Origin of the sequence: Streptomyces sp. NPDC006510, assembly GCF_040611955.1 — a bacterium.
Lineage (GTDB): Bacteria > Actinomycetota > Actinomycetes > Streptomycetales > Streptomycetaceae > Streptomyces.
The window spans coordinates 1-25,103 of the sequence record NZ_JBEXPH010000028.1; the positions used below are offsets into that span (position 1 = coordinate 1).

The following is a 25,103-nucleotide window of genomic DNA, read 5'->3' on the forward strand; positions in this document are numbered from 1 at the left end:
CCGCCACCGGTCGTGCGGCCCCCTCGACGCCGGGCCCCGCGTCCGCGCCCTCCGGGTCCCGGCCCACCGGAGCCCCCGGGAGCCCGCTGCCCGCCGCCTCCGTGGCCCGCTGCTCCGCGCCCAGCCGCTCCGTCGTGAGCAGTATCAGGCCACCCGCGGCGACCACCGCGCAGGCCAGCGCGAGCATGGTCCCGGCCGTGCCGTGCCGGAACTGCTCACCGAACATCGTGAGGCCCACGACCGCCGCTATCACCGGGTTCACCACGGTCACCGTCGCCAGCGGCGCGGTCAGTCCGGCACCCCGGTACGCGGCCTGCGAGAGCAGCAGCCCGGCGGCCGCGAAACCGGCGATCGCCAGCAGCGCCGGCACCCCGGCCCCCACCGCACCCGAGGTCAGCCCCACCGCGACCGTCTTCGTGAACACCGAGGCGATGCCGAACGCGCTGCCCGCCGCCCCGGCCAGGACCACGCTCCGCACCACCGGCCGGTGCACGCCCGTGGAGATCAGGAGGAGCAGCGCGATCGCACCGAGCGTCACACCGGCGACCATCAGCTGATCCGGGCCGTTCAGGGCGTGCGACTCGGCGTTCCCCGTGAGCGCGAGCAGGCCCGCCAGACCGACGGTCGCCATGATCGCGCCCCGCCATGCGGTGGCGCCCGCCCGGCGGCGTACGAAGAGCGCCGCCATCGGCAGGGCGAAGACAATGGTCAGCGCACCGAGCGGCTGGACGAGGCTGAGCGGACCGTAGGCCAGGGCCACGACATGGAGCACCGCGCCCCCGCCGTTCAGCGCCACCGCGGCCCACCAGACACGGTTGCGCAGCGGTGCGAGCGAGTGGCCGTCACCGGCCGTCGCCACGCGCTCCTGGACGATCGCCCCGGCCGCGTACGCGACCGCGGAGACCAGTGACAGCAGCACGGAAAGCGCGAGGGAACTCATGTACACCACGATGTCCCTTCGACGCGGCTGCGTCGTCGTCCTTGAGACGGCGATTCGGCGTACTGCTTCAGTAGTACGGCCGTGGTCCCAGTGTCCTCCTACGGAGGGTAGTTCTCCTCCCGCAGGGGTGAGGAGCGCTCACTCCGTGGGGTTACCGTGAACGGCGGGCCATGGCATGTCGGGGTGGCCCGCGCAGTCGAGGCCGACGGCCGGAATGCCGGGAAGGAGCACGTGCGATGGACGGGTCCGCAGTGGCCTCGGTGGGCGGGTTCTTCGCGCTGCGGACCACCGCGCCGCCCGGCGGGGCGCACCGCCCGCTGGCGCTGTTGTACGCGGGGGAGCAGGCCCCGCTCACGGCCCGGATCGACAAGGTCGCGGCCCGGCTGGACACCGCCGAGCGCAGAGTGGCCGCCTCCGTCGCGCACTTGGGGCTGGCTTCCCGCCTCTGGTCGCTGGCACTCGGACCGGCGGTACTGACCGGCCGTTTCCCCGACCTCTCGCCCGGCGCCCTTCACTGGGACCCGCAGCGATCGGCCCCCGACGATCTGTGGCTGGACGGCACCGAGTCGCTGCCCGGCACCGCCTGCCGGATACGGGAAGCCGTCCAGTACGGCCACCTCGTCCCCCTCGCCGGGGCGATCCACCGGGACGGTCCGCTGGCCGACCGGCTGCTGTGGGGCAACGCCGGGTCCGCGCTGGCCGGAGCCCTGCGCCAACTCCTCGCCTGGGCGCGTACGCACCACCGGCCCGACGCGGCCGCGCGGGCCCGCGCACTGGCCGCCGAACTCTTCGACCACCCGGACCTCCGGGATACCGGCGCCCCGCACGACGCGGCGTTCCGCCGCCGCAGTTGCTGCCTGTACTACCGCACACCGGCCGGCGGCCTGTGCGGGGACTGCGTCTTCGAGAGCGTCTGACCCACACCCCCGTTCCCCGGGCACCGGCGTCCCGTTGTCACAGGCACGCGCGATCATGTCGGTACAGGACGACGGACGACGCTCCCGGAGGGGGATTCATGCGGGCGGACACGGTGCGGGACCTGCGTCTCGCGGACCGGCGTACCGCGGCGGCGGACGCCCTGGCCGGGGGCGGGGCCGTCGCGGTGGAAGCCATCGTGCGCGAGCTGACCGACGACTCCTCCCCGGTGAACTGGCGGCACGTCGCCCCGGTGCTCCGGCGGATCGGGAGCACGGCCTTCGACCCCCTGGTCCGGGCCCTGATCGACGTACCCACCGAGGAGGCCCGCGAGCGGGTCGGCGCGGCGTTCATACGCCTCGGCGAAGAGGCCCTGGGCCGGTACGCCGCCGCGCTCTCGCATCCCGCACCGCTCGTACGCCGGCAGGCGGTGCGCGGGATCCGGCACTGCGACGAACCCGGTCCGTCCTCCCTCCGCGCGCTGCTGCCGCTGCTCGGCGACCCGGACGGCGAGCTCGCCGGAGCGGCGCGGGACGCCCTGATGGACCGCGGGCGGGGCCTTGCGGAGGTCCTGGTGCCGTTCCTGCGGGAAATCAGGCGGAAGGGGCCGGGCAGGGCGCGGGCACGGGCGCTGTCCGTACTCGCCGAACTCGGTGGTGAGAGCGCGCTGTCCGCCGAGGACGTGGCGGCCGTCGAGCGGCTCATCCGCGTGAAGTCCCTGGATGAGCGGCCCGTGGCCCTGTGGGCCTGCTGGAACCACTGGATCGCGGTGCCGGGCGGGGACCGGACCGGAATCATGGAGACGCTGGGGCTCACCGATCCCAGGCCCGTGACGTTCGCACTCGGCAACGACATCGTCGACAGCGACGGACACGACGCCGGGACGGGCAGCCACGAAGCCTTCGCCCGCGTCTTCGTCACCCCCGAACTCGACGGCTGGACCTTCGTGCTCGGGGCCTGGTGCGATCCCTGCGACGAGGAACGCGGCGAGGACGTCCTGCGGCTGTGCGCCCGGCTCAGCGCCCGGTACGGGCGGGCCCAGGCGTACTACTACGGGGCCCAGGGCGACGGTTCCGCCTGGCTCGTCGCCGAACGGGGCACGGTGGTCCGGCGTTACAGCGAGACCGGTGAGGGCGAGGACGAACTGCTGACGCTGGGCGAGCCGCTGCCCTTCGAACGGGCGCGCCGCGCCGAGCTGGGCCTGAGCCCCGAATGGGACGCGGCGCAGGAGTCCGACGAGGACGAGGAGGAGTGGAGGGCGGCCGCGTTCGACCTCGCACCGGAGCTGGCGAAGGCCCTCGGCGTCAGCCCCCTCGCCATCGGGCAGGACACCCGCGTACGCGGCACCGGTGTGCTCGCCCTGACCCCGTACGGGGCGGCCCGGGGCGTACCGACGGGCGCGTACCGCATCTGAGGGACGGCGAAGGGCCGCCGGGGCGGGCGCATCGACCACTGGGTCGACGACTGGGAGAAGGAACAGACCTCGCAGCCGGTCGAGTTGACCGAGGGCCGGGCGCAAGGCCGGGCCTGCTGGTCCGGCAGGACATGCCCGCGATGAACACCGTCAACCCGTCCACCGCCGCCCGTGCCGAGTACGAGCGCGAGAAGAAGGAGATGATCGACGAACACGCCGGCCACCCCTCCGTCGTCATGTGGGTCACCTTCAACGAGGGCTGGGGCCAGTACGACCAGGCCCGCATCGCCGACCGGGCCAAGTCCTGGGACCCGACCCGGCTTGTGAACAACATGAGCGGGCTCAACTGCTGCGGCGCGCTCGACTCGGCCACGTACACCGACGACTATCCGGCCAGGCTCGACGAGGTGCGAAGGCTTGCCTGCAAGGGCAGCAACGGCGCCGTCCAACGCCCAGATCTCGGACGTCGAGGGCGAGTTGAACGGACTCCTCACCTACGACCGGCGGATCGTGAAACCCGACGTCGAACGGATCCGGGCGGCGCAGGAAGCGCTCGTCCGCGACGCGTCGAACCCGGTCGTGGCGGGGCGCCCCACCACCTGACCCGGGACAGCGCCGTGGCCCGTCCCGTCCGCCCGGGGCGGGCCGCGCCGTTCGTGTCCGCCGTGTCCGAACCCTTGACGCGCATCACCCGGGAACCAAGAATGATCGCGCTCTGACAACGTTGTCCAAGGAGGAGTACCCCATGCACCGGACCCCACGGCCGCGACTTCGCGGCCCGGCGACCGCACTCGCCGCGTTCGCGCTCCTCGGCGGTGTCCTCACCACCGGGGCCACGGCCCAGGCCGCGCCCCGCGCCGATGAACAACTGACCGACCTGGTCAACCCGTTCATCGGTACCCAGAACGAGGGCAACACCTATCCCGGCGCCTCGGTGCCGTTCGGCATGGTGCAGCTCTCCCCGGACACCGGCCACAACACCGGTTACGACTATGGCGAGAACCACATCCGCGGCTTCTCCACCGTCCATCTCTCCGGTGTCGGCTGCGGGCTGGGCGGCGATCTGCCCGCCCTGCCCACCACCGGCGACATCACACAGACCGACTACACCAAGTACGCGGCGGAGTTCAGCCACGACGACGAGAAGGCGAGCCCGGGCTACTACAAGGTCGGGCTGAAGACCGGGATCGACGCCGAGCTCACCGCGAGCAGGCGCACCGGCGTGCAGCGCTACACCTTCCCCGCCACCGACAAGGCCAACGTCCTGCTCAACGCGGGCCAGTCGCTGCACCGGACGCTCTCCTCCGAGGTGGAGATCCTCGACAGCCGGACGGTACGGACCGCGATCACCGGCAGCGGCTTCTGCCAGGACACCAAGCCGTACACGCTCTACACGGTCACCCGCTTCGACCGGCCGTTCACCACCTCCGGCACCTGGAACGGCGACACCGTCACCGAAGGCTCCAGGAAGTCCTCGGCCGGCGGCGCCCGCAACGGCGCCTGGCTGCGCTTCGACACCACGAAGGACCGAACTGTCGAGGCCACCACCGCCCTGAGCTACGTCGACGCCAGGGGCGCCGCGCTCAACCTCCGTGCCGAGGGCGGCCGCAGCTTCGACCGCGTCGAGCACGCCGCTCAGCAGGCCTGGGAGGAACGGCTCGAAGGGGTGCAGGCGCAGGGCGGCAGCGACCAGCTCCGCCGCACCTTCTACTCCTCCCTCTACCGGTCCTTCCTCGCCCCCAACATCGGCAGCGACGTCGACGGCCGCTACACCGGCTGGGACCAGAAGACCCACGTTGCCAAGGGCTTCACGTACTACCAGAACTGGTCCCTCTGGGACACCTACCGCACCCAGGCCCAGCTCCTCTCGCTGCTCGCCCCGCGCGAGTCGCGCGACATGGCGCTCTCGGTCCTGCGGATCGACGCCGAGAGCGGCTGGCTCCCCAAGTGGGGCTACGGCACGGTCGAGACGAACATCATGACCGGCGACCCGGTCACCCCCTTCCTCACCAACGCCTACCAGCAGGGGCTGCTGAAGGGGTACGAGGAGGAGGCGTACCGCGCCCTGAAGAAGAACGCCGACGGGGTGCCGCCGGCCGACTCCGCACCCGTCGGCCGCGAGGCCAACGTCCAGTACCTGAAGGACGGGTTCGCCCCGTACATCAAGGGCCGGCAGCACGCCAAGCCCGGTGACTCGGACTACGACCACGGCGCCTCCGCGACCCTGGAGTACGCGCTGTCCGACGCGATGCTCGGCGAGATGGCCCGCGACCTCGGCCACGACGCCGACGCCGAGCGGTACACCGAACGCGCCCAGAACTACCGGAAGATCTTCGACCCCTCGACCGGCTTCTTCCGCGCACGCGACACCTCCGGAGCCTTCACCGGACCCGCCGACCCGGCCAGGAGCGAGGGATTCCATGAGGGCACGTCCTGGCAGTACCAGTGGCTCGTCCCGCAGGACCTGCCCGGCATGGTCGGCCTGATCGGCGGCAAGGACGCCGCGAACCAGCGGCTCGACTCCTTCTTCGCGTACGACAAGCTGCTCACCGACCCCGCGAAGACCGCGCGTGAGGTCTGGGTCAACGGCCCGTACGCGTACTACAACGCCGACAAGTACAACCCGCAGAACGAGCCCGACCTCATCGCCCCGTACACCTATCTCTCCACCGGTCAGCCGTGGAAGACCACCGATGTGGTGCACGCCGCACTGACCCTGTTCACCGACACCCCGACCGGCATGACGGGCAACGACGACCTCGGCACCATGTCCGCCTGGATGGTGCTGTCCGCCATCGGCGTCTTCCCGGTCCAGCCGGGTACCGACACCTGGGGGCTGTCGACGCCCGCCTTCGAGCGCGTCGACATCAGGCTCGACCGCCGCTACTACCCGCGCGGATCGCTCACGGTCAGCGCACCCGGCACCTCGGCCACCGACCGCTACATCCAGTCGGCCCGCCTCGACGGTACGGCGCAGTCGCGCACCTATCTGACCACCGACGACATCCGCTCGGCCCGCTCGCTCTCCTTCACGGTGGGCGACGAGCCGTCGGACTGGGGCACCTCCGCCTCCGACGCCCCGCCCGCACTGGGCTGACCATGGTCGTGGGGCGGGCGGCGTCCCGCCCGCCCCACAGCTCAGCTGCTCAGTTCGAACTCGGCCCGGATGCGCTTGCCCACCGGCACCCGCTCGGCGGTCAGCCGGTCGCACAGCGCCACCACGATCTCCATGCCGTGGCCGCCGGGGCGCGTCGGGTCGGGGGAGTAGAACAGTGGCAGGGCGGTGCTGGAGTCGTACACCGTGATGCTGACGCGCTCCGCGGTGCCCTCCAGCTCCAGCAGATACGGGCCCTGGCTGTAGCGGTCCGCGTTGGTGACCAGCTCGCTCACCGCCAGCAGCAGATCGCTGCGGGTGTGCTCACCGAAGACCGCGAGCCACTCGGCGGCCAGCCGGACCAGGAAACGGTCGGCCAGCGCCCGGGCCTGCGCGATGCAGCCGGGCTCGCCGTCGAACACCTCGGCGCTGTGCAGAACCTCCGTGGACCGGTCCGGACAGGGGCAGTCGGCCGGTCGCGAGGTGACCTGTTCGTTCATGTGCTCCAGCCAGGGCGACGCAGGGGTGTTCGGTGACAGCTTCTCGACGTCCGCCTACCCGCGACGAACGGTCCCACTCCGGGAAGAACCCGGCAGATCTCAGCCATGGCCGGACCGCCCGGCTGCCGTGTCCGTGAGGAGCGGTTCCGCCGCACCGCGCGCCTGCGCGGCGGGGGCGACCGGGAGTGTGAAACGGATGCGGGTGCCTTCGGAGCTCTCCTCGTCCAGCCAGATCCGGCCCCCGTGGAACTCCACGATCTTCCGGCACAACGCCAGGCCGATGCCCGTTCCCTCGTACTCGTCCCTGCCGTGCAGACGCTGGAAGATGACGAACACCTTCTGCGCGGACTCCGGCGCGACGCCGATGCCGTTGTCCGACACCCAGAAGTGCCAGTCCTCGCTCTCCCGGACGCAGCCGACCGTGATCCGGCACGGGACGCCGGGCCGGCGGAACTTCACCGCGTTGCCGATCAGGTTCTGCCACACCATGGAGAGCGCCGTGGCGTCCCCGGTCACCTCGGGCAGCGGGCTCTCCCGTACGACCGTGGCGCCGGACTCCTCGACGACCAGCGCGAGATCGGCCAGTGCGCGGTCGAGGGTCCGGTCGAGGCCGACCGGCTTCCACTTGTCGTGCACCCGCCCCACCCGGGAGAAGGCGAGCAGGTCGTCGATCAGCCCCTGCATGCGCGTCGCACCGTCCACCGCGTAGTCGATGTACTGCCGGCCGCGGTCGTCGAGCGATGCCGCGCACCGCTTCTCCAGGAGCCGGCAGAACGAGGCGACCTTGCGCAGCGGCTCCTGCAGGTCGTGCGAGGCGACATAGGCGAACTGCTCCAGCTCCGCGTTGGACCGGCGCAGTTCCTGAGCCTGTTCCGCCAGCAGCTTCTCGCGCTCCCGGGAAGCGGCGAGCTCATCGACGATACGGCGGCGCATGTCCTCGACGGCCGCCGCCACCGCCCGCACGTCCGACGGCCCGCCGACCTCGATCCGGTTGCCGAACGCCCCCGACCTGACCGTGTCGGAGGCGGCGGTCAGCCGGCTCAGCGGCCGGCCCACCGTCCGGTGCAGCAGCAGACTCAGCGAGACCACGGCCGCCAGAAAGCCCACCACCAACGCGATGAGCACCCGGTCCCGGGCAGTGCGGGCGGTGCTCAGATCGGCGCGGGCCCGGTCGCGCGCCGCGTCGAGATGGGCCTGCTGGGCCGTGTACAGCCGCCGCAGCGTGTCGAACTCGACCTTGCTCCGCCGGATCGGCGCCGAGGACTCGGAGGCCGGGCCGTCCCGGCGGACCGCCGCGACCAGCGGCTCGGCGTGCCGGCCGCGCCACTCCCGCGCGGCCTCGGCGATCCGGTCGAGATCGTCGGCGAAGGGCTGCTCGTCCCCGACCAGCGCCCGCACCCGGGCCAGCCGGAGGTTCTCGTCCCGCATCCCCTGCTCGTAGGGGTGCAGGAAGGTCGCATCACCCGTGAGCGCGAAGCCGCGGACCCCGGTCTCCTGTTCCAGCAGGGCGTTCTGCAACTGGAAGGACGAGGAGCGGGCGGGCTGGATGCGGTCGACCAGCTCGGTGGTGCGGTCGGACATCCGGGACAGCACGAGGCCGCCGACGATCGATCCGGCGCACACCACCAGCACGAAGAGGGCGAGGATCAGATGGACCCGGTGCTGGACCGACAGGCGCGAGGCCGGGCCGGGCCGGGTGTCCGGCGATGCGTCAGGGCCGCTCATCGCGCACCGCTCCGTCCCCAGCCCAGGTGCAGCACGGCGACATCGTCGGCGAGACCGCCGTACGGGGACGCCGCCGCTGCGGCCTCGTCGACCAGGGTGTCGACGAAGGCACGGGCCGCCAGCGCCCCGTGCCGGCGGGCCATGGCGAGCAGCCCCTCCTCGCCCAGCCGGGAACCCGGGCCCGTACGTCCCTCGAAGAGCCCGTCGGTGAACAGGACGAGCCGGCCGTCCCCGGGCAGCGACAGCTCCGAGGTGCTCCATCGCCCCGTCCCCGGCACCAGGCCCAGCGCCATCCCGGGTTCGGGCTCCTCCCAGCTCACCCGGGCACCGCCGCGCATCAGCAGCCCGGGGTGCCCGGCCCGCACCACCCGCACCCGCCGCCGGTCCGGGGCGAAGGCCAGTGAGGTGACGGTCGCGAAGACATGCGGGTCGGCGCGCTCGGCGACCAGGATCTCCTCCAGCAGCCGGACCTGTTCGAGCTGGCCGGTCGCGCACAGCACCGCCGTACGCCATGCCACCCGCAGACAGACCCCCAGCGCCGCCTCCGCCGCCCCGTGCCCCGACACATCGCCGATCACCGCGTGCACCGTGCCGTCGGCGGTCTGCACCACGTCGTAGAAGTCCCCGCTGAGCAGGGCGTGCGCCCGGCCCGGCTCGTACCGCGCCACCGCTTCGAAGGAGTCGTCGAGCAGCAGGGGCACGGGCAGCAGACCGCGTTCCAGGCGGGCGTTCTCCTGCGCCATCAGCCGGTTGGCGCGCAACGCCGCTGCCGCCCGCTCGACCTGCTTGCGCTGGAGGGCGTACCGGACCGAGCGGCCCAGCGCCTCCGGATCGAGCCTCCCCTTGACGAGATAGTCCTGGGCACCGGTCGCCACGGCCGACAGGCCGGTGTCGGCCTCGGCCCGGCCGGTCAGCACGACGATGGCCGCGTCCGGCGCCCACTCGACGATCTGGGTGACGGCGTCGAGACCGAACACATCGGGCAGATGCAGATCGAGCAGTACACAGCAAGGGGTCTGGCTCCCGGCCAGGAACCGGCGGGCCTCCGCCAGTGTCTTGCACCAGGTCAGCGCGGAGTCCAGCTCGCTGTCCGCGAGCATTTCCTCGATCAGGAGCGCGTCACCGGCGTCGTCCTCGACCAGCAGGATCACGGCGTCTACGTCCCAGACCGAACCGTTGCCGACCGGGGGAGGCCCCGGCTGCACGGGAACGGCGTCCGCACGCACAGGTTGCGCCCGAGAGCCGTCCATGGGGAATCCGGCCACTCCGCACCCCCCCTGTACACACGGCACGGCCCGACCCCGGCCGTATGGCAGCGAAGCATATGTGACCGACCCGTGGAAGAAACGTCGGGGCGAAGGCCGCGCAACCCTTCGCACCCACGCCCGCGAACCGCGCCGGAACGGCCGCGAAGTCACGCGAACGGAGCAGCATCCGCTGCATGGCAGACTTGATCGGGGCGTTCGGCCCGGCAGGAGCAGGTACGGCGGTCGGCGCCACGAGAGACGGATGACAGAGGAACGGCAATGACGGTGACACAGGACAGCCCGGAGTTCGCTCCCGGTACTGAGGAGTTCGGTCCCGGTATCGACCCGGAGCGGCTGGCCGTCTGCCTGAGCGTGCTCGACGAACTCGACACCATCGAGATCGACCACCCCGACGCCATCGCCGTGCGCCGTGCCACGGCCGGGATCTACCGGACGGTGAAGCAGCGCCGCCGCCAGGAGCGCCGCGCAGCCAAGACCGCGCACGACAAGGCGGTCACCGAGGCCACCGCGACCGGCTCGGCCGACCGGATCGACGACGAGACCCAGGGCGTCCTGCCGTCGTCGTCCGCCCGTGCCGAGATCGCGGGCGTACTCCAGCGGCCCCGGTCCTGCTACATCTGCAAGACCAGGTACGTGGAGGTGGACGCGTTCTACCACCAGCTCTGTCAGCAGTGCGCGAAGGAGAACCGCTCGCGCCGCGACGCACGGACCGACCTCACGGGCCGGCGCGCGCTGCTGACCGGCGGCCGGGCGAAGATCGGCATGTACATCGCGCTGCGGCTGCTGCGCGACGGGGCACACACCACCATCACCACCCGCTTCCCCAACGACGCGATCCGCCGCTTCAAGGCGATGCCGGACAGCGACGAGTGGATCCACCGGCTGAAGATCGTCGGCATCGACCTGCGCGACCCCGCCCAGGTCGTCGCGCTCGCCGACTCGGTCGCCGCCGAGGGCCCGCTGGACATCCTGATCAACAACGCGGCGCAGACGGTGCGCCGCTCCGCGAACGCCTACAGCGAACTGGTCAACGCCGAGTCCGCGCCGCTCCCGGCGGGCGAGCTGCCCGCCGCCGAGGTCATCGGCACCTTCGGCAGCGGCGCCGTCGACCGGGTCGCGGCCCTGCCGGCCGCCCGCAAGGAAGGCCTGAGCGCACAGGACGTCACCGAGCTCGCCCTGGTCACCGGCTCCGCCTCGCTGGAGCGGATCGCCGCCGGGACGGCGATCGACGCGGGCGGACTGGTGCCCGACCTGCACGACACCAACAGCTGGATCCAGACCGTCGAGGAGGTCGAGCCGATCGAGCTGCTGGAAGTCCAGCTCTGCAACTCCACCGCCCCGTTCATCCTGATCAGCCGGCTCCGTCCGGCGATGGCGGCGACGGCCGCCAAGCGCGCCTACGTGGTCAACGTCTCCGCGATGGAGGGCGTGTTCAGCCGCGGCTACAAGGGCGCGGGCCACCCGCACACCAACATGGCCAAGGCCGCCCTGAACATGCTCACCCGCACCAGCGCCCAGGAGATGTTCGAGAAGGACGGCATCCTGATGACCGCCGTCGACACCGGCTGGATCACCGACGAGCGCCCGCACCCCGACAAGATCCGCCTCGCCGAGGAGGGCTTCCACGCCCCGCTCGACCTGGTCGACGGCGCCGCCCGCGTCTACGACCCGATCGTGCGCGGTGAGGACGGCGAGGATCTGTACGGCTGCTTCCTCAAGGACTACGCCCCTGCCAACTGGTAGTCGTCCGGTGACGCGGCGTCCGTGAGCCGCTGTGGACCCGGCCGGGAGTCGCTCCCGGCCGGGTCTTTTCCGTATTCGGTGGCTGAAAGTGACCTAGAGCACACGTTCCATCGAGCGCGGAAGCGCTCATTTGGTTACCCTGATGTGAACGGACGTAATCGAGGAGTCCACAAACCTTCCTCGACCGTCCCGGGACAGGCTTGTCAACCAAGTCGCCGTCCCGCCACGTACCCGGCGCCACCGCGACCGAGCTGTTCTTGCCCCTGCCCCGCACGGGTGGCCGATCCCCGGTAATGAGGCCGGAGCATCGGCGACGCCCGGGGCTACGCGACACAAAGGAGTGCGCGGTGACGACACCGGAACTGACGAAGCACGAGAAGCGACCGGCCGAACGGCACGGAGAGCGGGCCCGCAGGCCCGAGAAGCTCCGGAACATCGAGGTCTGGGCCAGGTCCGCGCCGATCCGGCTGGCAGGCTACGAGGACGACCTCGCCGAGCCGCACATCCTGCCCGGCATCGACTGACTCCGCTTCACACCCCGGCACCGAACCCCCGAGCTCCGGCCGCATCGCGCGGGCCGGAGCTCGGGGCATCAGGCGTGCCCGTGCGGTCCAGAAGACCGCACGGGCCACCCCGGCCCCGGCGAACGACAGCCCGGCGCCCGCGGGTCGAAGCGAGGACCGGGGCTGACTGTCCGGGGGCGACCGCACCCTCCGAGTCCTCCGAGCTCGTCACCGGGCACACGGCGGGCCGGGACTACGTCACCCAGTTCCAGGGCCCGCAGATGCTGGAGCTGATCCACGGCTACGACCCCGAGATCCTCTGGTGCGACATCGGCGGCGACAATGACAGCCACCGGGTGCTGGCGGAGTACTTCAACCACGCGAAGAACCGGGCCCGCCCGGTCGAGGTCACCGTCAACAACCGTTCCGGGATCGGGCCGTACGACTTCACCACGCCCGAGTACACGACGTACGACCAGATCGTCACCGCCAAGTGGGAGTCCAGCCGCGGCCTCGACCCGTTCAGTTACGGCTACAACGCCCAGACGCCGGACGAGAAGTACATGACGGCCGAGGAGATCGTGCACTCGCTCGTCGACATCGTCTCCAAGAACGGCAACTTCCTGCTGGACATCGGCCCCAGGGCCGACGGCACGATCCCCGAGATCATGCAGCGCAGGCTGCGAGAGACGGGGGAGTGGCTGAAGACCAACGGGGAGGCGGTCTACGACACCACGTACTGGTCACGGATGCCGCAGTTCGGTGAAGATCTGCGGTTCACCCTGCGGCCGAACCGGGCGTTCTTCATCCACTCCCTGGCACAGCCGGGCGCGACCCTCACCGTCGAGGCACCGGTGCCGGTCCGCAGCGGCGACCGGGTCACCCTGCTCGGTCACGACCGGCCGCTGAACTGGCGGGCCCGGGGCGGCTCGCTGGTGATCGACGTACCGGCGGCGGCCCGCAGGACCGGGAAGCACGCCTGGGTTTTCAAGATTGCCTGGTCGGGCTGAGCCAGGCGGGGCCGAGGGAGACGGGGCGCATGAAGTCCCGCACATAGGTCCGGTGCCACCAGCGCCCGGTGGCCCGCAGTTCGCGCCAGGTGGTGTACCGGTAGTGGTACACCCTGGCGCGGACGTGCGCGGGCGGGGCGTCGGGGAACGGGTTGTGACGCAGCAGCCGCAGGGTGTCCCGGTCGTTCTCCAGCAGCCGCTCCACGAACGGGCCGAACCACGGGCCGGCGTACGCGGGGGACAGCGCCGCGAACCACATCAGCCAGTCCAGCCGCAGATGGTACGGGGCGAACTGGCGGGGCATCCGGCGTGGATCGCCCGGCTTGCCGCGGAAGCCGTACTCCTTCCAGACGGTGCCGTCGTGGAGCACGTGTTCGTCCGTGCCCTCGACCACCACCTCCAGCCGGACCCGGCTGATGCTGCCGAACGCGCCATAGGTGTTCACCAGATGCAGCGGGTCGAACGAGCGGTTCATCACCTGGCGGCGGGAGACCAGATTGCGCGCCGGGCGGTAGCTGAGGAAGACGACCAGCGCGGTCACCGCGATGACGACGATCTCGTACCAGAGCGGCGGAGCGGACTGGGCGGGCGGTTCGGTGAACAGGGACCAGTCGACGGCGGACAGGGCCAGGGTGATCGTCACCCAGTTCAGCCAGGCGAAGTTCCCCGAGACAACCAGCCACAGCTGGGTGACGATCATCAGCCCCGCGGCCGCGCTCGCCACCGGCTGCGGAGTGAAGAGAAGCACCGGCACCAGGAGTTGGGTGACGTGGTTGGCCGCCACCTCGGCCCGGTGGACCGGCTTCGGCAGCCGGTGGAAGAACCAGCTCAGCGGTCCCGGCATCGGCTGCGTCTCGTGATGGAAGTACAGACACGTCAGCTTGCGCCAGCACTCGTCGCCGCGGATCTTGATCAGCCCGGCGCCGAACTCCACCCGGAACAGCACCCAGCGCAACAGCCACAGCACCAGCACCGGCGGGGCCGTGTGCGCATTGCCGAGGAAGACGGCGAGGAAGCCGGTCTCCAGTAGCAGCGACTCCCAGCCGAAGCCGTACCAGGTCTGGCCCACCTGGACGATCGAGAGATAGAGGGCCCAGGGCAGCGCCCAGAGCAGCATCGCCGCCCAGAGCGGAACGTACGAGTCCGCGCCCGCGAGCAGGGCGACGGCGAGCGCGCAGCCGGTCCAGGCGACGAGGGCGAAGAAGCGGTCGGAGTAGTGGAGCCGGAAGAGTCCGGGCCCGTCGCGCCACTCCGTACGCCGCAGGTAATCGGGTACCGGCAGCATGCCGCGTTCGCCGATCAGCGCCCGGAACTGGAGCGCGGCGGTGAGGAACGCGAACAGGTAGACACCGGCGAGAGCCCGCTGGAAGATCAGCCGGCTGAGCCAGTACCCGTCTGCGGTGAACCACTCCATCGCTTCCAGTATCGGCCCGCCGGCTCCCCTCAGCCCCTCAGCCCCTCAGCCCCTCAGCCCCTCACGGTGCGGCCCTCGGCGACGATCCGGCGCAGCGTGGATCCGAGCCGGCGGGCGTACCACCGCTGGGTCATCGGCACGAGCGGGCCCGCGAGCCGGGTGTACCAGGCGGACGGGCGGCTGAATGCCGTGACCGTGAACCACACCGCCCCGTCGTCCGCCAACTCCACCACGAAGGACTCCTCGCCGCACTCGGGGTGCCCGGCCAGCGTCCCGTAGGCGAATCCGATGCGGTCCTTCTCGTACTCCGCCCAGACGACCCGGCAGGGCGCGGTGAACCGGAACGGGCCGATGCCCAGCGACACCCGGACGCCGACCCCGGCTCCGGCACGGTCCGCCGACGCCTGGACCCGGGCCCCGGAGGCGCGGTGCAGCCGCCATTCGGTGACCGCCGCGCCCGCCGCCTCGAAGTCGGCCCGGCCGCGCCCGACCCTGGTCCGGTGGTGGAGGTGGTGGTAGCCGTCGGGGAGCGGGCCGAGCCGGGTGGCGCCGACCTCGGGATAGGTGAGCGTGCTCATGCGGTCCTGCCTTCGTGGTCGGTGCGGTTCTGGAGCCGTCGCCAGGCGAGCACCGAGCAGAGTGCGAAGCCCAGTGCGTTGCCGAGGCCATGGGTGGCGGCCATCCAGCTCAGTGTGGGGTGCGGGAGTCCGGTGGCCTCGCCGAGTGCCCAGCTCAGGGCGAGCACCATGGTGACGGCGAGCACGGCGGACGAGACGGCGAGCAGTGTCCGGGTGGCCCGGTCCCGTTGTCCGGTGCGGATCGATCGCCAGGTGAGGAGGGCGACGGTCCACATTCCCGCGGTCAGGACGACCGCGCCGGCCAGTTCGGCCCAGTCGCCGATGAAGTAGCCGATCAGGACGAGCAGGGTGCCCAGCGGAACGCTCAGCGCGGCGAACCTTCCCGCGGCGCTGTCGGCGACCCGGCAGACGAGCCCCGCGACCAGGGCGGCGGCGAATCCGGCGAAGTGGAAGTGCGGCACGGTCAGCGCGAGGATGCCGAGCCCGAAGCCGAAGAGTGTGTGCCCCGAGCGTTCGGCGACCAGTGCGAGGGCTGCGACCGACGGGGTGACCAGGGCGGTGAGCAGGGCGATCTCGGCGGGCGCTGTGGACCTCGACGGACTGCGGAGCAGCCGGTGCGGGGCGTGCAGGGCGAGGAGTGCGGTGCCGAGCGCGTAGCAGCCCGCCAGGGCGGTGGCGGCCGTGCCGCGCGGCAGCCACAGGGCGACGGCGCCGGGGACGGCGAAGAGCGGCCACAGTCGCCGGATCCGGTCCAACTCGGTCGCACCGGTCAGCCGCAGTCCCGCGGGGACCACCACCAGCATGCCCAGCATCACGATCGAATTGACCAGTACCGACATCGCCGCCCCCGATTTGAACGCGTTCAACTGTGTTCGGCATCGACTCTACGAGCTTTCTTGAACGTGTTCAAGTGGGGGTGTGCGAGGGCGGGGAGGAGCTGAGCGTGCGAGGGGTGGGAGGGGAAGACCCGGGCGCCGATGGCAGGATGCCCGGCATGGAGATCATCCCTGGACGCGGCGTCGGCCTCGCCATGATCGGCGACCACCGGACCCGGGCCGAGGAGCGTGTCGGCCCGCCGAGCCTCGGCACCGCCGCCGTCCGCCCTGTCGTGTACGACACCACACCGACGCTCGTGATCACCTACGCACCCGACGACACCGTGGAACTCGTCGAAATCGGCTGCAGCGGTCAGGGCGGCGAGGCGGAGGCAAGCTACGACGGGATCCAGCTGACCCACCGGCTGATCGACGACGTCGTCGCCGAACTGCACGCCAAGGGCTACACCAGCACGCCGTGCGACATCGGCTACGACTGCCACGCCGGGTTCTCCGTCTGGTCCATGCGCGTGCTGGAGGCGCGTGAGGTGGACCCGACGGCCGGGGAGGACGACCCGAGGTGTGTCGTCGAGGGCGTGTCCGTGGCGCCGTACGGCTACTTCGGCGGCGAGTAGCGTACGGCGCCGCGTCTCACAGAACTCCCCGACGCCACTCCCGTACCAGCAGATAGCCGAGGTACACGCCTCCGATGGCCATCGTGTAGATGCCGACGGGCAGGTTGTCGAAGAGCGGCAGCTGCTGGGCGCAGAGATCCGCCAGCACCAGCAGCAGTGCGCCGGTCAGCGCCGACAGCGCCAGGTGCGGGCCGGATGCGCGGGTGATCCGCTTGGCGACCTGCGGGGACGTCAGCGCGATGAACGCGATGGGACCGGCGACGCTGACCACCCCTGCCGAGAGCACGATCGCCAGCACCACGGCGGCCGTCTTGGTGCGGCGGGGCTCCGAGCCGAGCGCGGCCGCGATGTCGTCGCCCATCTCCCCGATGTCCAGCCGCCGCGAGAGGAGCACGGTGAGCGGGGCCACCACCAGCAGCACCAGCCAGATCGTGGTGGCGTCCTCCCACGACCGCGCCGACAGGCTGCCGTTGACGTAGGCGCTGAGCACGGCGGCCCGGTCCCGCTCCATGGCGTAGACGACGTACTGGGTGATCGCGGTGCCGATCGCGGCGACCCCGATGCCCGCGATGACCAGCCGGGCCGGGTTGCGGAACCCGGTACCGGTCGACACATAGACCAGCACCATGGCGAGAACGGCACCGAGCAGCGCGCCGAGCGCCACCGGCACGGTGTCCGGGAACAACAGCGCGGAGATCGCGGCCCCCGCCCCGGCACCGGACGCCAGCCCGATCACATCGGGGCTGCCGAGCGGATTGCGGGTGACGGACTGGAACAGCGCCCCGGAGAGCCCGAGTGCCGCACCGGTGCCCACGGCGACCGTCAGCCGGGGGCCGCGCAGCCGCTCCAGCACGAACGCGTTCTTGCCCTCGGCCCCGCCGGTCACCGCCCCGGCCAGGTCGGGGAGCGGAATGCCCAGCCGCCCGAGCGACAGCGTGGCGACGGCGCCCGCCACGAGCAGCACCAGCAGCACGAGGGCCGTCAGCACCGACACCCGCCGGACCGGCACGGCCACCCTCCCGCCGGCCCTCAGCACCTTACGGGGCGAAGCGGTGCGGACCGCGGTCTGCTGCGACGTCATGCGTTGCCCCTCATCCTGCGTACGGCGATGAGCAGTGCGGGCGCCCCGATGAACGCGGTCACGACACCGACCATCAGCTCCTGCGGTCGCATGACCACCCGGCCCACGACATCCGCCAGGAGCAGCAGCGCCGGACCTGCCAGCGCCGAGAAAAGGACCTGCATGCGGAAATCGACGCCGACCACGGCCCGCACCACATGCGGCACGGCCAGGCCGACGAAGGCGATCGGGCCGACCGCCGCCGTCGCCGCCGCGCTCAGCAGCGTTGCCGCGAGCAGCCCGCCCGCCCGCACCAGCGCCGGATTCGCCCCCAGGGACGCCGCCGTCGAGTCGCCGAGCGCGAGCGCGTTGAGGCCGGGACCGAGCACCGCGGCGATCACCAGACCGGCCACGGCGAACGGCAGCACCGACCAGAAGACGTCGAAGTCCCGTCCGCCCAGCGCGCCGACGACCCAGTACCGGTAGCTGTCGAACACCTTCGGGCGGCCCAGGGTCACCGCCTGGATGAACGCCATCAGCACGGCGGAGAGCACCGCGCCGGCGAGCACCAGCCGGACGAGACCGCCGCCCGAACCCGCAGAACCGATCGCATGGACGAGCAGACCCGCGAGCAACGCGCCGGGCAGCGCCCACCACATGGTGGCGGTGCTGCCCGACGCCCCCAGGAACGCCGTCGCGGCGACGATGCTCGCGGACGCGCCCGCGTTGATCCCGAGCAGGCCCGGATCGGCCAGCGGATTGCGGGTCACGCCCTGCATGAGGGTGCCCGCGACGGCGAGGCAGAGGCCGGCCAGCACACCGAGCGCGGTCCGCGGATAGCGACTCTCGACGATGGTGGTGACATTCGGGTCCGCACTGCCGGACAGGACGTCCAGCACATCGCCGAACGAGGTGGTGCGGCTGCCGAACATGACGCTCGCGAGCACGGCGAGCGCGAGCACGGCGACTGCGATGACGACGGAAAATACCCGCCGAGCGGTGCCGGTCCGTGAGGTACCGGCACCGCTCGGCGGTGCGTGTGTGGTGGTGGCCATGTGTGTGGTGGCGGGCCTCAGCCGTTGTCGGCGGCCTTGACCGCCTTGTCGATCAGCGGCAGGTAGCGGTCGATCACCCACGGCACGGTGAGCGGGTTGATGATCGAGGAGGCGGTGACGAAGGAGTTGTCCTTGCCGGCGACCACGGCGCCGCTCTTGACCGCGGGGATCGCCGCATACAGCGGCTGCGCCTCGATCTCCTTGCGGGTCTTGTCGTCCATGTAGAAGGTGAAGACCAGATCGCTGTCCTTCAGCTTCTCGGCGTTCTCCAGGCCGATGAGCGCGGAGTCGGTGCCCTTGGTCTCCTTGAAGGTGTTCACCACCGGGTCGACCGTGAGGCCGAGCGAGGAGACCATCTTGACGCGCTGCTCATCGGGCTTGAACACACCGAGGGTGCCGGGGCCGGTGTTGTAGATGTACGAGAACTTGTACTTCTTGTAGTTCGGCCGGGTCGCCGCCGCGTCGGACAGCTGCTTCTCGATCTCCGAGGTGAGGGTCTTCGCCTCGTCCGGCTGCCCCAGCGCCTTGGCGATGATCTCGATCTGCTGGTCCCAGTCCGTGCTCCACGGCAGGTCCGGGTAGGCGACGGTGGGAGCGATGTCCTTGAGGATGTCGTAGTCCTTCTGCGTGATCCCGGACCACGGAGCGAGGATGACATCCGGCTCCAGCTCGGTGATGGCCTCGAAGTCGATGTCCTCACCGCCCGTGAACTGGGTCGGCAGTTTGTCGCCGGACTTCTTCACCGCGTCGTGGATCCAGGGCAGATAGCCCGTCTTGTCGCTTCCCCACTCGTACTTCTCGATGCCCACCGGGGTGTGGCCGAGCGCGATGGCGGTCTCGGCGGAGCCCTGGCCGAGGGTGACGACCCGTTCGGGCTGCTCCTTGATCTCCGCCGTGCCGAGCGCGCTCTTGATGGAGACGGGGAACGCTCCGCCGTTCTTCCCGGATGCGCCGGAGGTCTCCTTGTCGTCGTCGCTCGACGAGCAGCCGCCCAGGGCGAGAACGAGGGCTGCGGCGGCGGCGGCAGTTGCGGCGAGCGTCCGGCGACGCGCGCGGATGAACCGGGACATGGATGTTCCTCATGTTTGGCGGATGGAGCGGCAGCACCCTGCGAGCGCGGGAGGGCATGCCGAAAGAGGCCGTACGAGTACGACGGGCAGCCCTGATGCAGATCGCAAAGAGTTAGGCAAGCCTAAGCTAAGCCATTGTGTGGCGACAACCGGCCCCCTGGAAAACGCATTCGAACCCGCTCGCGCCGGTCCCGCGGCGGTGCGGGAATCGTGGTCCGGCGGTTTCTTTGGTCCAGACCTATTGACGGAAGGTTCGTGCCTCTTTAGCGTGTGGCGAGCCGTGAAATGCGAGACCGCATTCCGCCTGAGCTTGTCAGGGGCATGCCATTCACGCGTTCAACTCGCCCTGCGCCGGGCCGCCTCGGGCATCCGTTCCGCCCCGATGGCGCTCGGCCGCGACAGGAAGGGAACTGAGCATGTTCGGTCGGACATCGCGCCTGCTGGGGGTCGGCCTCGCGGCGGCATGTGTCGTACAAATGCTCGTGGGTGCGACGCCGAGCGCCGCGCAGGACGAAACCTGCGCGGTCAAGTCGAAGCCCTCCGGAAAGGTGCTCCAGGGGTACTGGGAGAACTGGGACGGTGCGTCGAACGGTGTGCACCCGCCGCTCGGCTGGATCCCGGTCACTGACAGCCGCATCACGCAGCACGGCTACAACGTGATCAACGCGGCCTTCCCCGTCATCCTCTCGGACGGCACCGTCCTGTGGGAGGACGGGATGGACTCGACCGTGAAGGTCCCGACCCCGGCCGAGATGTGCCGGGCGAAGGAGTCCGGACTCACCACCCTGATGTCCATCGGGGGTGCGGCCGCGGGCATCGACCTCAGCTCCAGCGCTGTCGCCGACCGGTTCGTCGAGACGGTGGTGCCGATTCTCAAGAAGTACAACTTCGACGGCATCGACATCGACATCGAGACCGGGCTGACCGGCAGCGGCAACATCAATCAGCTGTCGGCCTCGCAGGCCAACCTCATCCGCATCATCGACGGGGTACTCGCGCAGATGCCGTCGAACTTCGGCCTGACGATGGCGCCGGAGACGGCCTACGTCACCGGCGGGAGCATCACCTACGGCTCGATCTGGGGCGCGTATCTGCCCATCGTGAAGAAGTACGCCGACAACGGGCGCCTGTGGTGGCTGAACATGCAGTACTACAACGGCAGCATGTACGGGTGCGCCGGCGATTCGTACTCCGCGGGCACGGTCGAAGGGTTCACGGCCCAGACGGACTGTCTGGACAAGGGGCTCGTCGTCCAGGGCACCACGATCAAGGTCCCGTACGACAAGCAGGTTCCGGGGCTGCCGGCCCAGCCGGGCGCGGGCGGCGGTCACCTGACGACGGGCCAGGTGTCGCAGGCCTGGAACCACTACGGCAATGCCCTCAAGGGCCTGATGACCTGGTCGCTCAACTGGGACGGCTCGAAGGGCTGGACCTTCGGGGACAACGTCAAGGCGCTGCAGGGCCGCTGAGGCGCCGGAGACCACCGGACCGGGCAGCTCCGCCGAGGTGGACGGAGCTGCCCTTGCGGGCGGCCGTGGCGGCGGCCGCCCGGTCGGTACGTCGTACGGTCAGGCGCGGGGCTCGGAGGCGTCCAGCATGGCCTCGCGCTCCACGACCTTGATCCGCTCGCGCCCCTGCTCCGCGCCCAGGGCCTGCTCGTGCGCGTCCAGCCGGTGCCAGCCCTCGCGGGTGGTGTAACGGACGCCGCGCTCCTCCAGGAAGGCGGTGACGGCCTCCGGCTCGGGCCGGACGGGCGCGGGCAGCCGGCCCTCGGCCCGGTCCTCCAGCAGGCAGGCCACCGTCTCGTTGGCGTCGCCCTTGGTGTGACCGATGAGGCCGACCGGGCCGCGCTTGATCCACCCCGTGACGTACACCGAGGGCATGTGCTCCCCGCCGTCGACGACGCGTCCGGCGGCGTGCGGGACGGTGCCGGAGACCACGTCGAACGGGAGCTTCGGGAGCTCCTGCGAGTAGTAGCCGACCGCGCGGTAGACGCTCTGCACGTCCCAGTCGGTGAAGTTTCCGGTGCCCTTGACGTTGCCGGTGCCGTCCAGCTCGGTCCGCTCGGTGCGCAGGCCGACGACCCGGCCGTCCTCGCCGAGGATCTCCACCGGGGACTCGAAGAAGTGCAGGAACAGCTTGTGCGGCCGGTCGCCGACATCGCGGATGGCCCAGTTCTCCAGCGTGGAGGCGACCATGTTGGCCTGCTTGTTGCCACGCCGGGTCTCGATCGAGCCCGCGTCGTACTCGATGTCCTCGGGGTTGACGATGACCTCGATGTTCGGCGAGTGGTCCAGCTCCCGCAGCTCCATCGGGCTGAACTTGGCCTGCGCGGGACCGCGGCGCCCGAAGACGTGCACCTCAAGGGCCTTGTTGGCCTTGAGGCCCGCGTAGACGTTCGCGGGGATCTCGGTCGGCAGCAGTTCGTCCGCCGTCTTGGCGAGGATCCGTGCCACGTCCAGGGCCACATTGCCCACGCCGAGCACGGCGACCTTCTCCGCCTCCAGCGGCCAGGTGCGGGCCACATCGGGGTGGCCGTCGTACCAGGAGACGAAGTCGGCGGCGCCGTGCGAGCCGTCCAGGTCGCTGCCGGGGATGTCGAGCGCGCGGTCCGCGTCGGCGCCGGTGGAGAAGATCACCGCGTCGTAGAACGACCGCAGATCGTCCAGGCCGATGTCGTTGGGGTAGTCGACGTTGCCGAACAGCCGCAGCTGCGGCTTGTCGAGAACCTGGTGGAGTGCCTGGACGATGCCCTTGATCCGCGGGTGGTCCGGGGCCACCCCGTAACGGATCAGGCCGAAGGGGGCGGGCATCCGCTCGAACAGGTCGATCGAAACACCCGGGTCCTGGGCGGCCTCGGATTTCAGCAGTGCGTCCGCTGCGTAGATGCCGGCGGGGCCGGCTCCGACTATGGCGACGCGGACGGGGCGGGTCATCAGGTGCTGGTCCTTAGAACGTGCTGATGCGGGCAGTGCAGCTCAGGGTAAAGGTAAGGATGGGCTTACCGTGCTCCACGGGACACGGTATCCGCTGCCGATCCGTGGCCTCGGGGTGGTTCGCCCTACGAGACATCCGGCCGCGCCGTCCGGCGCCCGCATCGGCTCGGAACGCACTCGGGTGGCGCGGGGAGGATTCGCCCGAGCGAGCGGGGTTCGCTCGAAGAATCGGACAAATGATGGCAGAGTGACCCGCATGGATGATCGGGTAGCGGGTGCCCTGTCGCTCCCGGACGACTGGCCCGCCCACCCGGATCTCAGCCTCGCCCTGAACCGTATGGGCAGCTTCGACTGGGACCTCGACAGCGGCCTCATGCACATGGACCGGCCCGCGCTCGGCGTGTTCGACCTGCGGGCGGAGGAGTACGACAACCGGCCGGAGTCGCTCGGGCAGCGGGTGCCGCCGGACGAGGGCGTAAGGCTCGACGCCATGGTCGCGCAGGCGCTCAAGAGCGGGCGGAGCAACTACGGGGCGTACTTCAGGATCAAGCGGCGCGACGGCAGCCTCCGCTGGACCCACACCCAGGGCTTCATCCGGCGGGACGGGACCGGCCGCCCCCACCGCATCATCGGCATCGTCCGCGACGCGACCCAGGAGCTGGCCGACTCCACCGCCCGCCGCGAGCTGGACCTGGAGCGGCGCCGCCGCACCAGCCTGGTGGACGGCACCACGGCCGCACTGGCTCATGCCCGTACCGTCGGGGACGTCATCGAAGTGCTGAAGAACTCCCAGGGACTGGCACATCTCGGTGCCACCAGCCTGGTCATGGGGCTGATGGAGGCCGGACGCATCCATCTGGTGGCCGACGGCCCGGAGGGCTCGTTCGTGCCCGGCACCCGTTACACCCGGACGGACGAGCAGTACCCGATGAGTGAGGTCGTTCGCACGCTCGCGCCCCGCTTCATCGAGTCCGCCACGGACTTCGCCACCTCGTACCCGATCCTGTGGCCCCACATCAGCCACCTCGGCATCACCTCCGCCGCCTATCTGCCGCTGATCGCCCAGGCCCGGCCCATCGGCGCGCTCGGCCTGCTCTACAGCGACAAGGACGGCTTCACCGGCGACGAACGCAATCTGCTGGTCGCGCTCGGCAGCTCCATCGCGCAGAGTCTTCAGCGGGCCATGCTGTACGAGCAGGAGCACGACCTCGCCGAGGGCCTCCAGCAGGCCATGCTGCCGCGCAGGATCCCGGACGTGCCGGGGGCGCAGATCGCCGTCAGGTACCGCTCGGCCCGGCTGGGCCGGGACATCGGGGGCGACTGGTACGACGTCATTCCGCTGCCCGGCGGCCGGGTCGGGGCCGTCATCGGGGACGTGCAGGGCCACGACACCCACGCGGCGGCCGTCATGGGGCAGCTGCGCATCGTGCTGCGCGCCTACGCGGCCGAGGGGCACAGCCCCGCCACGGTGATGGCGCGCGCTTCCGTCTTCCTCCACGAGCTGGACACGGAACGCTTCGCGACCTGCACCTACGCCGAGGTCGACCTGACGACCGGAGTGGTGCAGCTGGTCCGGGCCGGCCATGTCGACCCGCTAATGCGCGAGAGCGACGGCAGCTGCCGCAAGCTTCCCGCGGAGGGTGGGCTGCCGCTGGGGCTCTCGGCCGAGTTCGGGCGGCTCGAATACCCGGTCAGCACCGTCGAGCTGGACCCCGGCCAGACCCTGGTGCTGTTCACCGATGGTCTCGTGGAGCTGCCGGGCGCCGATCTCGACGAGGGCATACAGCTGCTGACGGCAATGGTGCGCAACGGTCCGCAGGACCTCCAGCGGCTGGCCGACCGGCTCTGCGAGGAGGTCGACGAGCGCGGCGGCGAGGACGATGTCGCGGTCCTGCTGCTGCGCCGCAAGGCCGCCCACGCACCCCAGCCGGGCGGCCGGCTCCAGCAGCACGTCGCGCAGAGCGACCCGGAGGCGCTGAGTTCGGCACGGCACATGATCAGGGCGGCGGTACGGGCCTGGGGCGCCAAGACGCGGGCCGACGAGGTCGAGCTGGCCGCCGACGAGCTGATCACCAACGCGCTCATGCACACCGACGGCGGGGCCATCGTCACGATCCGCGTGCTCACCGGGCCCGAGCGCCGCCTGCGGGTCGATGTCGAGGACCGCTCCAGTGCGCTGCCCAGGCGGCGGGACGCGGGGGAGGCCGGGGTGTCGGGGCGGGGGCTGATGCTGGTGGACCGGCTGGCGGACCTGTGGGGCGTGGAGTCCCGGGGCAGCGGCAAGTGCGTCTGGTGCGAATTCGTCATCCCGGCGCACGAGTGACAGAAACGCACTTCCCTACCCGACAGTAACAGAACGTAACATGTCAGTACTTGACCGTAACCGACCGCGAGCGATTGACTGCGACTCCGTCAGTCTTGTCTTCGA

20 protein-coding genes and 1 pseudogene are annotated in these 25,103 nt (G+C 70.9%); 10 read left to right on the top strand and 11 right to left on the bottom strand.

All coding sequences use genetic code 11. The features are described 5' to 3' along the window. A partial coding sequence (locus ABZY11_RS11950; protein WP_356479011.1) for a DMT family transporter occupies window positions 1-949 on the bottom strand: 949 nt, incomplete at its 3' end. Window positions 950-1,176: 227 nt separating this feature from the next. Between ABZY11_RS11950 and ABZY11_RS11955 the strand changes: the two genes are divergently transcribed. The 4 genes and pseudogenes from ABZY11_RS11955 (at window position 1,177) to ABZY11_RS11970 (ending at window position 6,366) form a co-directional block, all read left to right on the top strand. After that, window positions 1,177-1,857 (top strand): (2Fe-2S)-binding protein, encoded by a 681-nt coding sequence (locus ABZY11_RS11955; RefSeq protein ID WP_356479012.1) that lies wholly within the window; start codon window positions 1,177-1,179, stop codon window positions 1,855-1,857. Between the two features lie 98 nt (window positions 1,858-1,955). After that, a complete protein-coding gene (locus ABZY11_RS11960; protein WP_356479013.1) occupies window positions 1,956-3,269 on the top strand; it encodes a HEAT repeat domain-containing protein in 1,314 nt (437 codons plus the stop codon). Between the two features lie 104 nt (window positions 3,270-3,373). Further along, window positions 3,374-3,872, top strand: a pseudogene (locus ABZY11_RS11965) (glycoside hydrolase family 2 TIM barrel-domain containing protein); the annotation flags it as partial. Window positions 3,873-4,014: 142 nt separating this feature from the next. Next, entirely contained in the window at window positions 4,015-6,366 is a 2,352-nt protein-coding gene (locus ABZY11_RS11970; protein ID WP_356479014.1) for a GH92 family glycosyl hydrolase, read from the top strand. A gap of 41 nt (window positions 6,367-6,407) precedes the next feature. On the opposite strand, the gene ABZY11_RS11975 is transcribed toward ABZY11_RS11970, so the two are convergent. The 3 genes from ABZY11_RS11975 to ABZY11_RS11985 all read right to left on the bottom strand — a co-directional run bounded on the left by ABZY11_RS11975 (window position 6,408) and on the right by ABZY11_RS11985 (window position 9,793). Next, a complete protein-coding gene (locus tag ABZY11_RS11975; RefSeq protein WP_356479015.1) occupies window positions 6,408-6,863 on the bottom strand; it encodes an ATP-binding protein in 456 nt (151 codons plus the stop codon). 99 nt (window positions 6,864-6,962) lie between these two features. Next, on the bottom strand, window positions 6,963-8,588 hold the full coding sequence (locus ABZY11_RS11980) for an ATP-binding protein (protein ID WP_356479016.1): 1,626 nt from the start codon (window positions 8,586-8,588) through the stop codon (window positions 6,963-6,965). Next, window positions 8,585-9,793, bottom strand: a complete 1,209-nt coding sequence (locus tag ABZY11_RS11985) for a fused response regulator/phosphatase (protein WP_356479017.1) — start codon at window positions 9,791-9,793, stop codon at window positions 8,585-8,587. The genes ABZY11_RS11980 and ABZY11_RS11985 overlap by 4 nt, the downstream gene beginning before the upstream one ends. 321 nt (window positions 9,794-10,114) lie before the next feature. On the opposite strand from ABZY11_RS11985, the gene ABZY11_RS11990 reads away from it, so the two are divergent. The 3 genes from ABZY11_RS11990 (at window position 10,115) to ABZY11_RS12000 (ending at window position 13,112) form a co-directional block, all read left to right on the top strand. After that, window positions 10,115-11,599 (top strand): SDR family NAD(P)-dependent oxidoreductase, encoded by a 1,485-nt coding sequence (locus ABZY11_RS11990; RefSeq protein WP_356479018.1) that lies wholly within the window; start codon window positions 10,115-10,117, stop codon window positions 11,597-11,599. A 347-nt stretch (window positions 11,600-11,946) separates the two neighbouring features. Then, window positions 11,947-12,123 carry a hypothetical protein gene (locus ABZY11_RS11995; RefSeq protein ID WP_266727531.1) on the top strand — a complete coding sequence of 59 codons (177 nt, stop codon included), beginning with the start codon at window positions 11,947-11,949 and terminating at the stop codon, window positions 12,121-12,123. 80 nt (window positions 12,124-12,203) lie between these two features. Further along, window positions 12,204-13,112 (top strand): alpha-L-fucosidase, encoded by a 909-nt coding sequence (locus tag ABZY11_RS12000; RefSeq protein WP_356479019.1) that lies wholly within the window; start codon window positions 12,204-12,206, stop codon window positions 13,110-13,112. Here the strand turns inward: ABZY11_RS12000 and ABZY11_RS12005 are convergent. From ABZY11_RS12005 to ABZY11_RS12015, 3 genes are read right to left on the bottom strand one after another with little or no spacing between them, the layout of a single operon-like run. Beyond that, window positions 13,090-14,526 carry a lipase maturation factor family protein gene (locus tag ABZY11_RS12005; RefSeq protein ID WP_356479020.1) on the bottom strand — a complete coding sequence of 479 codons (1,437 nt, stop codon included), beginning with the start codon at window positions 14,524-14,526 and terminating at the stop codon, window positions 13,090-13,092. The genes ABZY11_RS12000 and ABZY11_RS12005 overlap by 23 nt on opposite strands. A 53-nt stretch (window positions 14,527-14,579) precedes the next feature. Beyond that, window positions 14,580-15,104, bottom strand: coding sequence for a DUF1990 domain-containing protein (locus ABZY11_RS12010; RefSeq protein WP_356479021.1), 525 nt, complete (start codon window positions 15,102-15,104; stop codon window positions 14,580-14,582). Then, complete coding sequence (locus ABZY11_RS12015; RefSeq protein WP_356479060.1) at window positions 15,101-15,943, bottom strand: YndJ family protein; 843 nt, start codon at window positions 15,941-15,943, stop codon at window positions 15,101-15,103. Before ABZY11_RS12015 ends, ABZY11_RS12010 begins: the two co-directional genes overlap by 4 nt. A gap of 155 nt (window positions 15,944-16,098) precedes the next feature. Here ABZY11_RS12015 and ABZY11_RS12020 point away from each other — a divergent pair, with 155 nt between their 5' ends. Beyond that, window positions 16,099-16,554, top strand: a complete 456-nt coding sequence (locus tag ABZY11_RS12020) for a hypothetical protein (RefSeq protein ID WP_356479022.1) — start codon at window positions 16,099-16,101, stop codon at window positions 16,552-16,554. 16 nt (window positions 16,555-16,570) lie between these two features. Here the strand turns inward: ABZY11_RS12020 and ABZY11_RS12025 are convergent, their stop codons facing one another. Genes ABZY11_RS12025 through ABZY11_RS12035 form a run of 3 tightly spaced genes read right to left on the bottom strand, consistent with a single transcriptional unit; the run spans window position 16,571 to window position 19,739 of the window. Then, window positions 16,571-17,635 (bottom strand): iron chelate uptake ABC transporter family permease subunit, encoded by a 1,065-nt coding sequence (locus ABZY11_RS12025; RefSeq protein ID WP_356479023.1) that lies wholly within the window; start codon window positions 17,633-17,635, stop codon window positions 16,571-16,573. Continuing rightward, the gene (locus tag ABZY11_RS12030) at window positions 17,632-18,669 is read right to left on the bottom strand and encodes an iron ABC transporter permease (protein ID WP_356479024.1); all 1,038 of its coding nucleotides are present in this window, start codon (window positions 18,667-18,669) and stop codon (window positions 17,632-17,634) included. The genes ABZY11_RS12025 and ABZY11_RS12030 overlap by 4 nt, the downstream gene beginning before the upstream one ends. Window positions 18,670-18,686: 17 nt before the next feature. Next, window positions 18,687-19,739 carry an iron-siderophore ABC transporter substrate-binding protein gene (locus ABZY11_RS12035; protein WP_356479025.1) on the bottom strand — a complete coding sequence of 351 codons (1,053 nt, stop codon included), beginning with the start codon at window positions 19,737-19,739 and terminating at the stop codon, window positions 18,687-18,689. A 416-nt stretch (window positions 19,740-20,155) separates the two neighbouring features. On the opposite strand from ABZY11_RS12035, the gene ABZY11_RS12040 reads away from it, so the two are divergent. Continuing rightward, a complete protein-coding gene (locus ABZY11_RS12040; RefSeq protein ID WP_356479026.1) occupies window positions 20,156-21,208 on the top strand; it encodes a chitinase in 1,053 nt (350 codons plus the stop codon). Window positions 21,209-21,307: 99 nt separating this feature from the next. Here ABZY11_RS12040 and ABZY11_RS12045 read toward each other — a convergent pair whose 3' ends face one another. Continuing rightward, on the bottom strand, window positions 21,308-22,675 hold the full coding sequence (locus ABZY11_RS12045; protein ID WP_356479027.1) for an FAD-dependent oxidoreductase: 1,368 nt from the start codon (window positions 22,673-22,675) through the stop codon (window positions 21,308-21,310). 256 nt (window positions 22,676-22,931) lie between these two features. On the opposite strand from ABZY11_RS12045, the gene ABZY11_RS12050 reads away from it, so the two are divergent. After that, entirely contained in the window at window positions 22,932-24,998 is a 2,067-nt protein-coding gene (locus ABZY11_RS12050; protein WP_356479028.1) for a SpoIIE family protein phosphatase, read from the top strand. Window positions 24,999-25,103: the final 105 nt, after the last annotated feature.

Coding starts and splice junctions, on each gene's coding strand:
- ABZY11_RS12040 (WP_356479026.1), top strand. CDS start 20,156: ATGTTCGGTCGGACATCGCGCCTGCTGGGGGTCGGCCTCGCGGCGGCA.
- ABZY11_RS11980 (WP_356479016.1), bottom strand. CDS start 8,588: ATGAGCGGCCCTGACGCATCGCCGGACACCCGGCCCGGCCCGGCCTCG.
- ABZY11_RS11970 (WP_356479014.1), top strand. CDS start 4,015: ATGCACCGGACCCCACGGCCGCGACTTCGCGGCCCGGCGACCGCACTC.
- ABZY11_RS11960 (WP_356479013.1), top strand. CDS start 1,956: ATGCGGGCGGACACGGTGCGGGACCTGCGTCTCGCGGACCGGCGTACC.
- ABZY11_RS12020 (WP_356479022.1), top strand. CDS start 16,099: ATGGAGATCATCCCTGGACGCGGCGTCGGCCTCGCCATGATCGGCGAC.
- ABZY11_RS12045 (WP_356479027.1), bottom strand. CDS start 22,675: ATGACCCGCCCCGTCCGCGTCGCCATAGTCGGAGCCGGCCCCGCCGGC.
- ABZY11_RS12035 (WP_356479025.1), bottom strand. CDS start 19,739: ATGTCCCGGTTCATCCGCGCGCGTCGCCGGACGCTCGCCGCAACTGCC.
- ABZY11_RS12005 (WP_356479020.1), bottom strand. CDS start 14,526: ATGGAGTGGTTCACCGCAGACGGGTACTGGCTCAGCCGGCTGATCTTC.
- ABZY11_RS12025 (WP_356479023.1), bottom strand. CDS start 17,635: ATGACGTCGCAGCAGACCGCGGTCCGCACCGCTTCGCCCCGTAAGGTG.
- ABZY11_RS11990 (WP_356479018.1), top strand. CDS start 10,115: ATGACGGTGACACAGGACAGCCCGGAGTTCGCTCCCGGTACTGAGGAG.
- ABZY11_RS12015 (WP_356479060.1), bottom strand. CDS start 15,943: ATGTCGGTACTGGTCAATTCGATCGTGATGCTGGGCATGCTGGTGGTG.
- ABZY11_RS12050 (WP_356479028.1), top strand. CDS start 22,932: ATGGATGATCGGGTAGCGGGTGCCCTGTCGCTCCCGGACGACTGGCCC.
- ABZY11_RS11955 (WP_356479012.1), top strand. CDS start 1,177: ATGGACGGGTCCGCAGTGGCCTCGGTGGGCGGGTTCTTCGCGCTGCGG.
- ABZY11_RS12010 (WP_356479021.1), bottom strand. CDS start 15,104: ATGAGCACGCTCACCTATCCCGAGGTCGGCGCCACCCGGCTCGGCCCG.
- ABZY11_RS11975 (WP_356479015.1), bottom strand. CDS start 6,863: ATGAACGAACAGGTCACCTCGCGACCGGCCGACTGCCCCTGTCCGGAC.
- ABZY11_RS12030 (WP_356479024.1), bottom strand. CDS start 18,669: ATGGCCACCACCACACACGCACCGCCGAGCGGTGCCGGTACCTCACGG.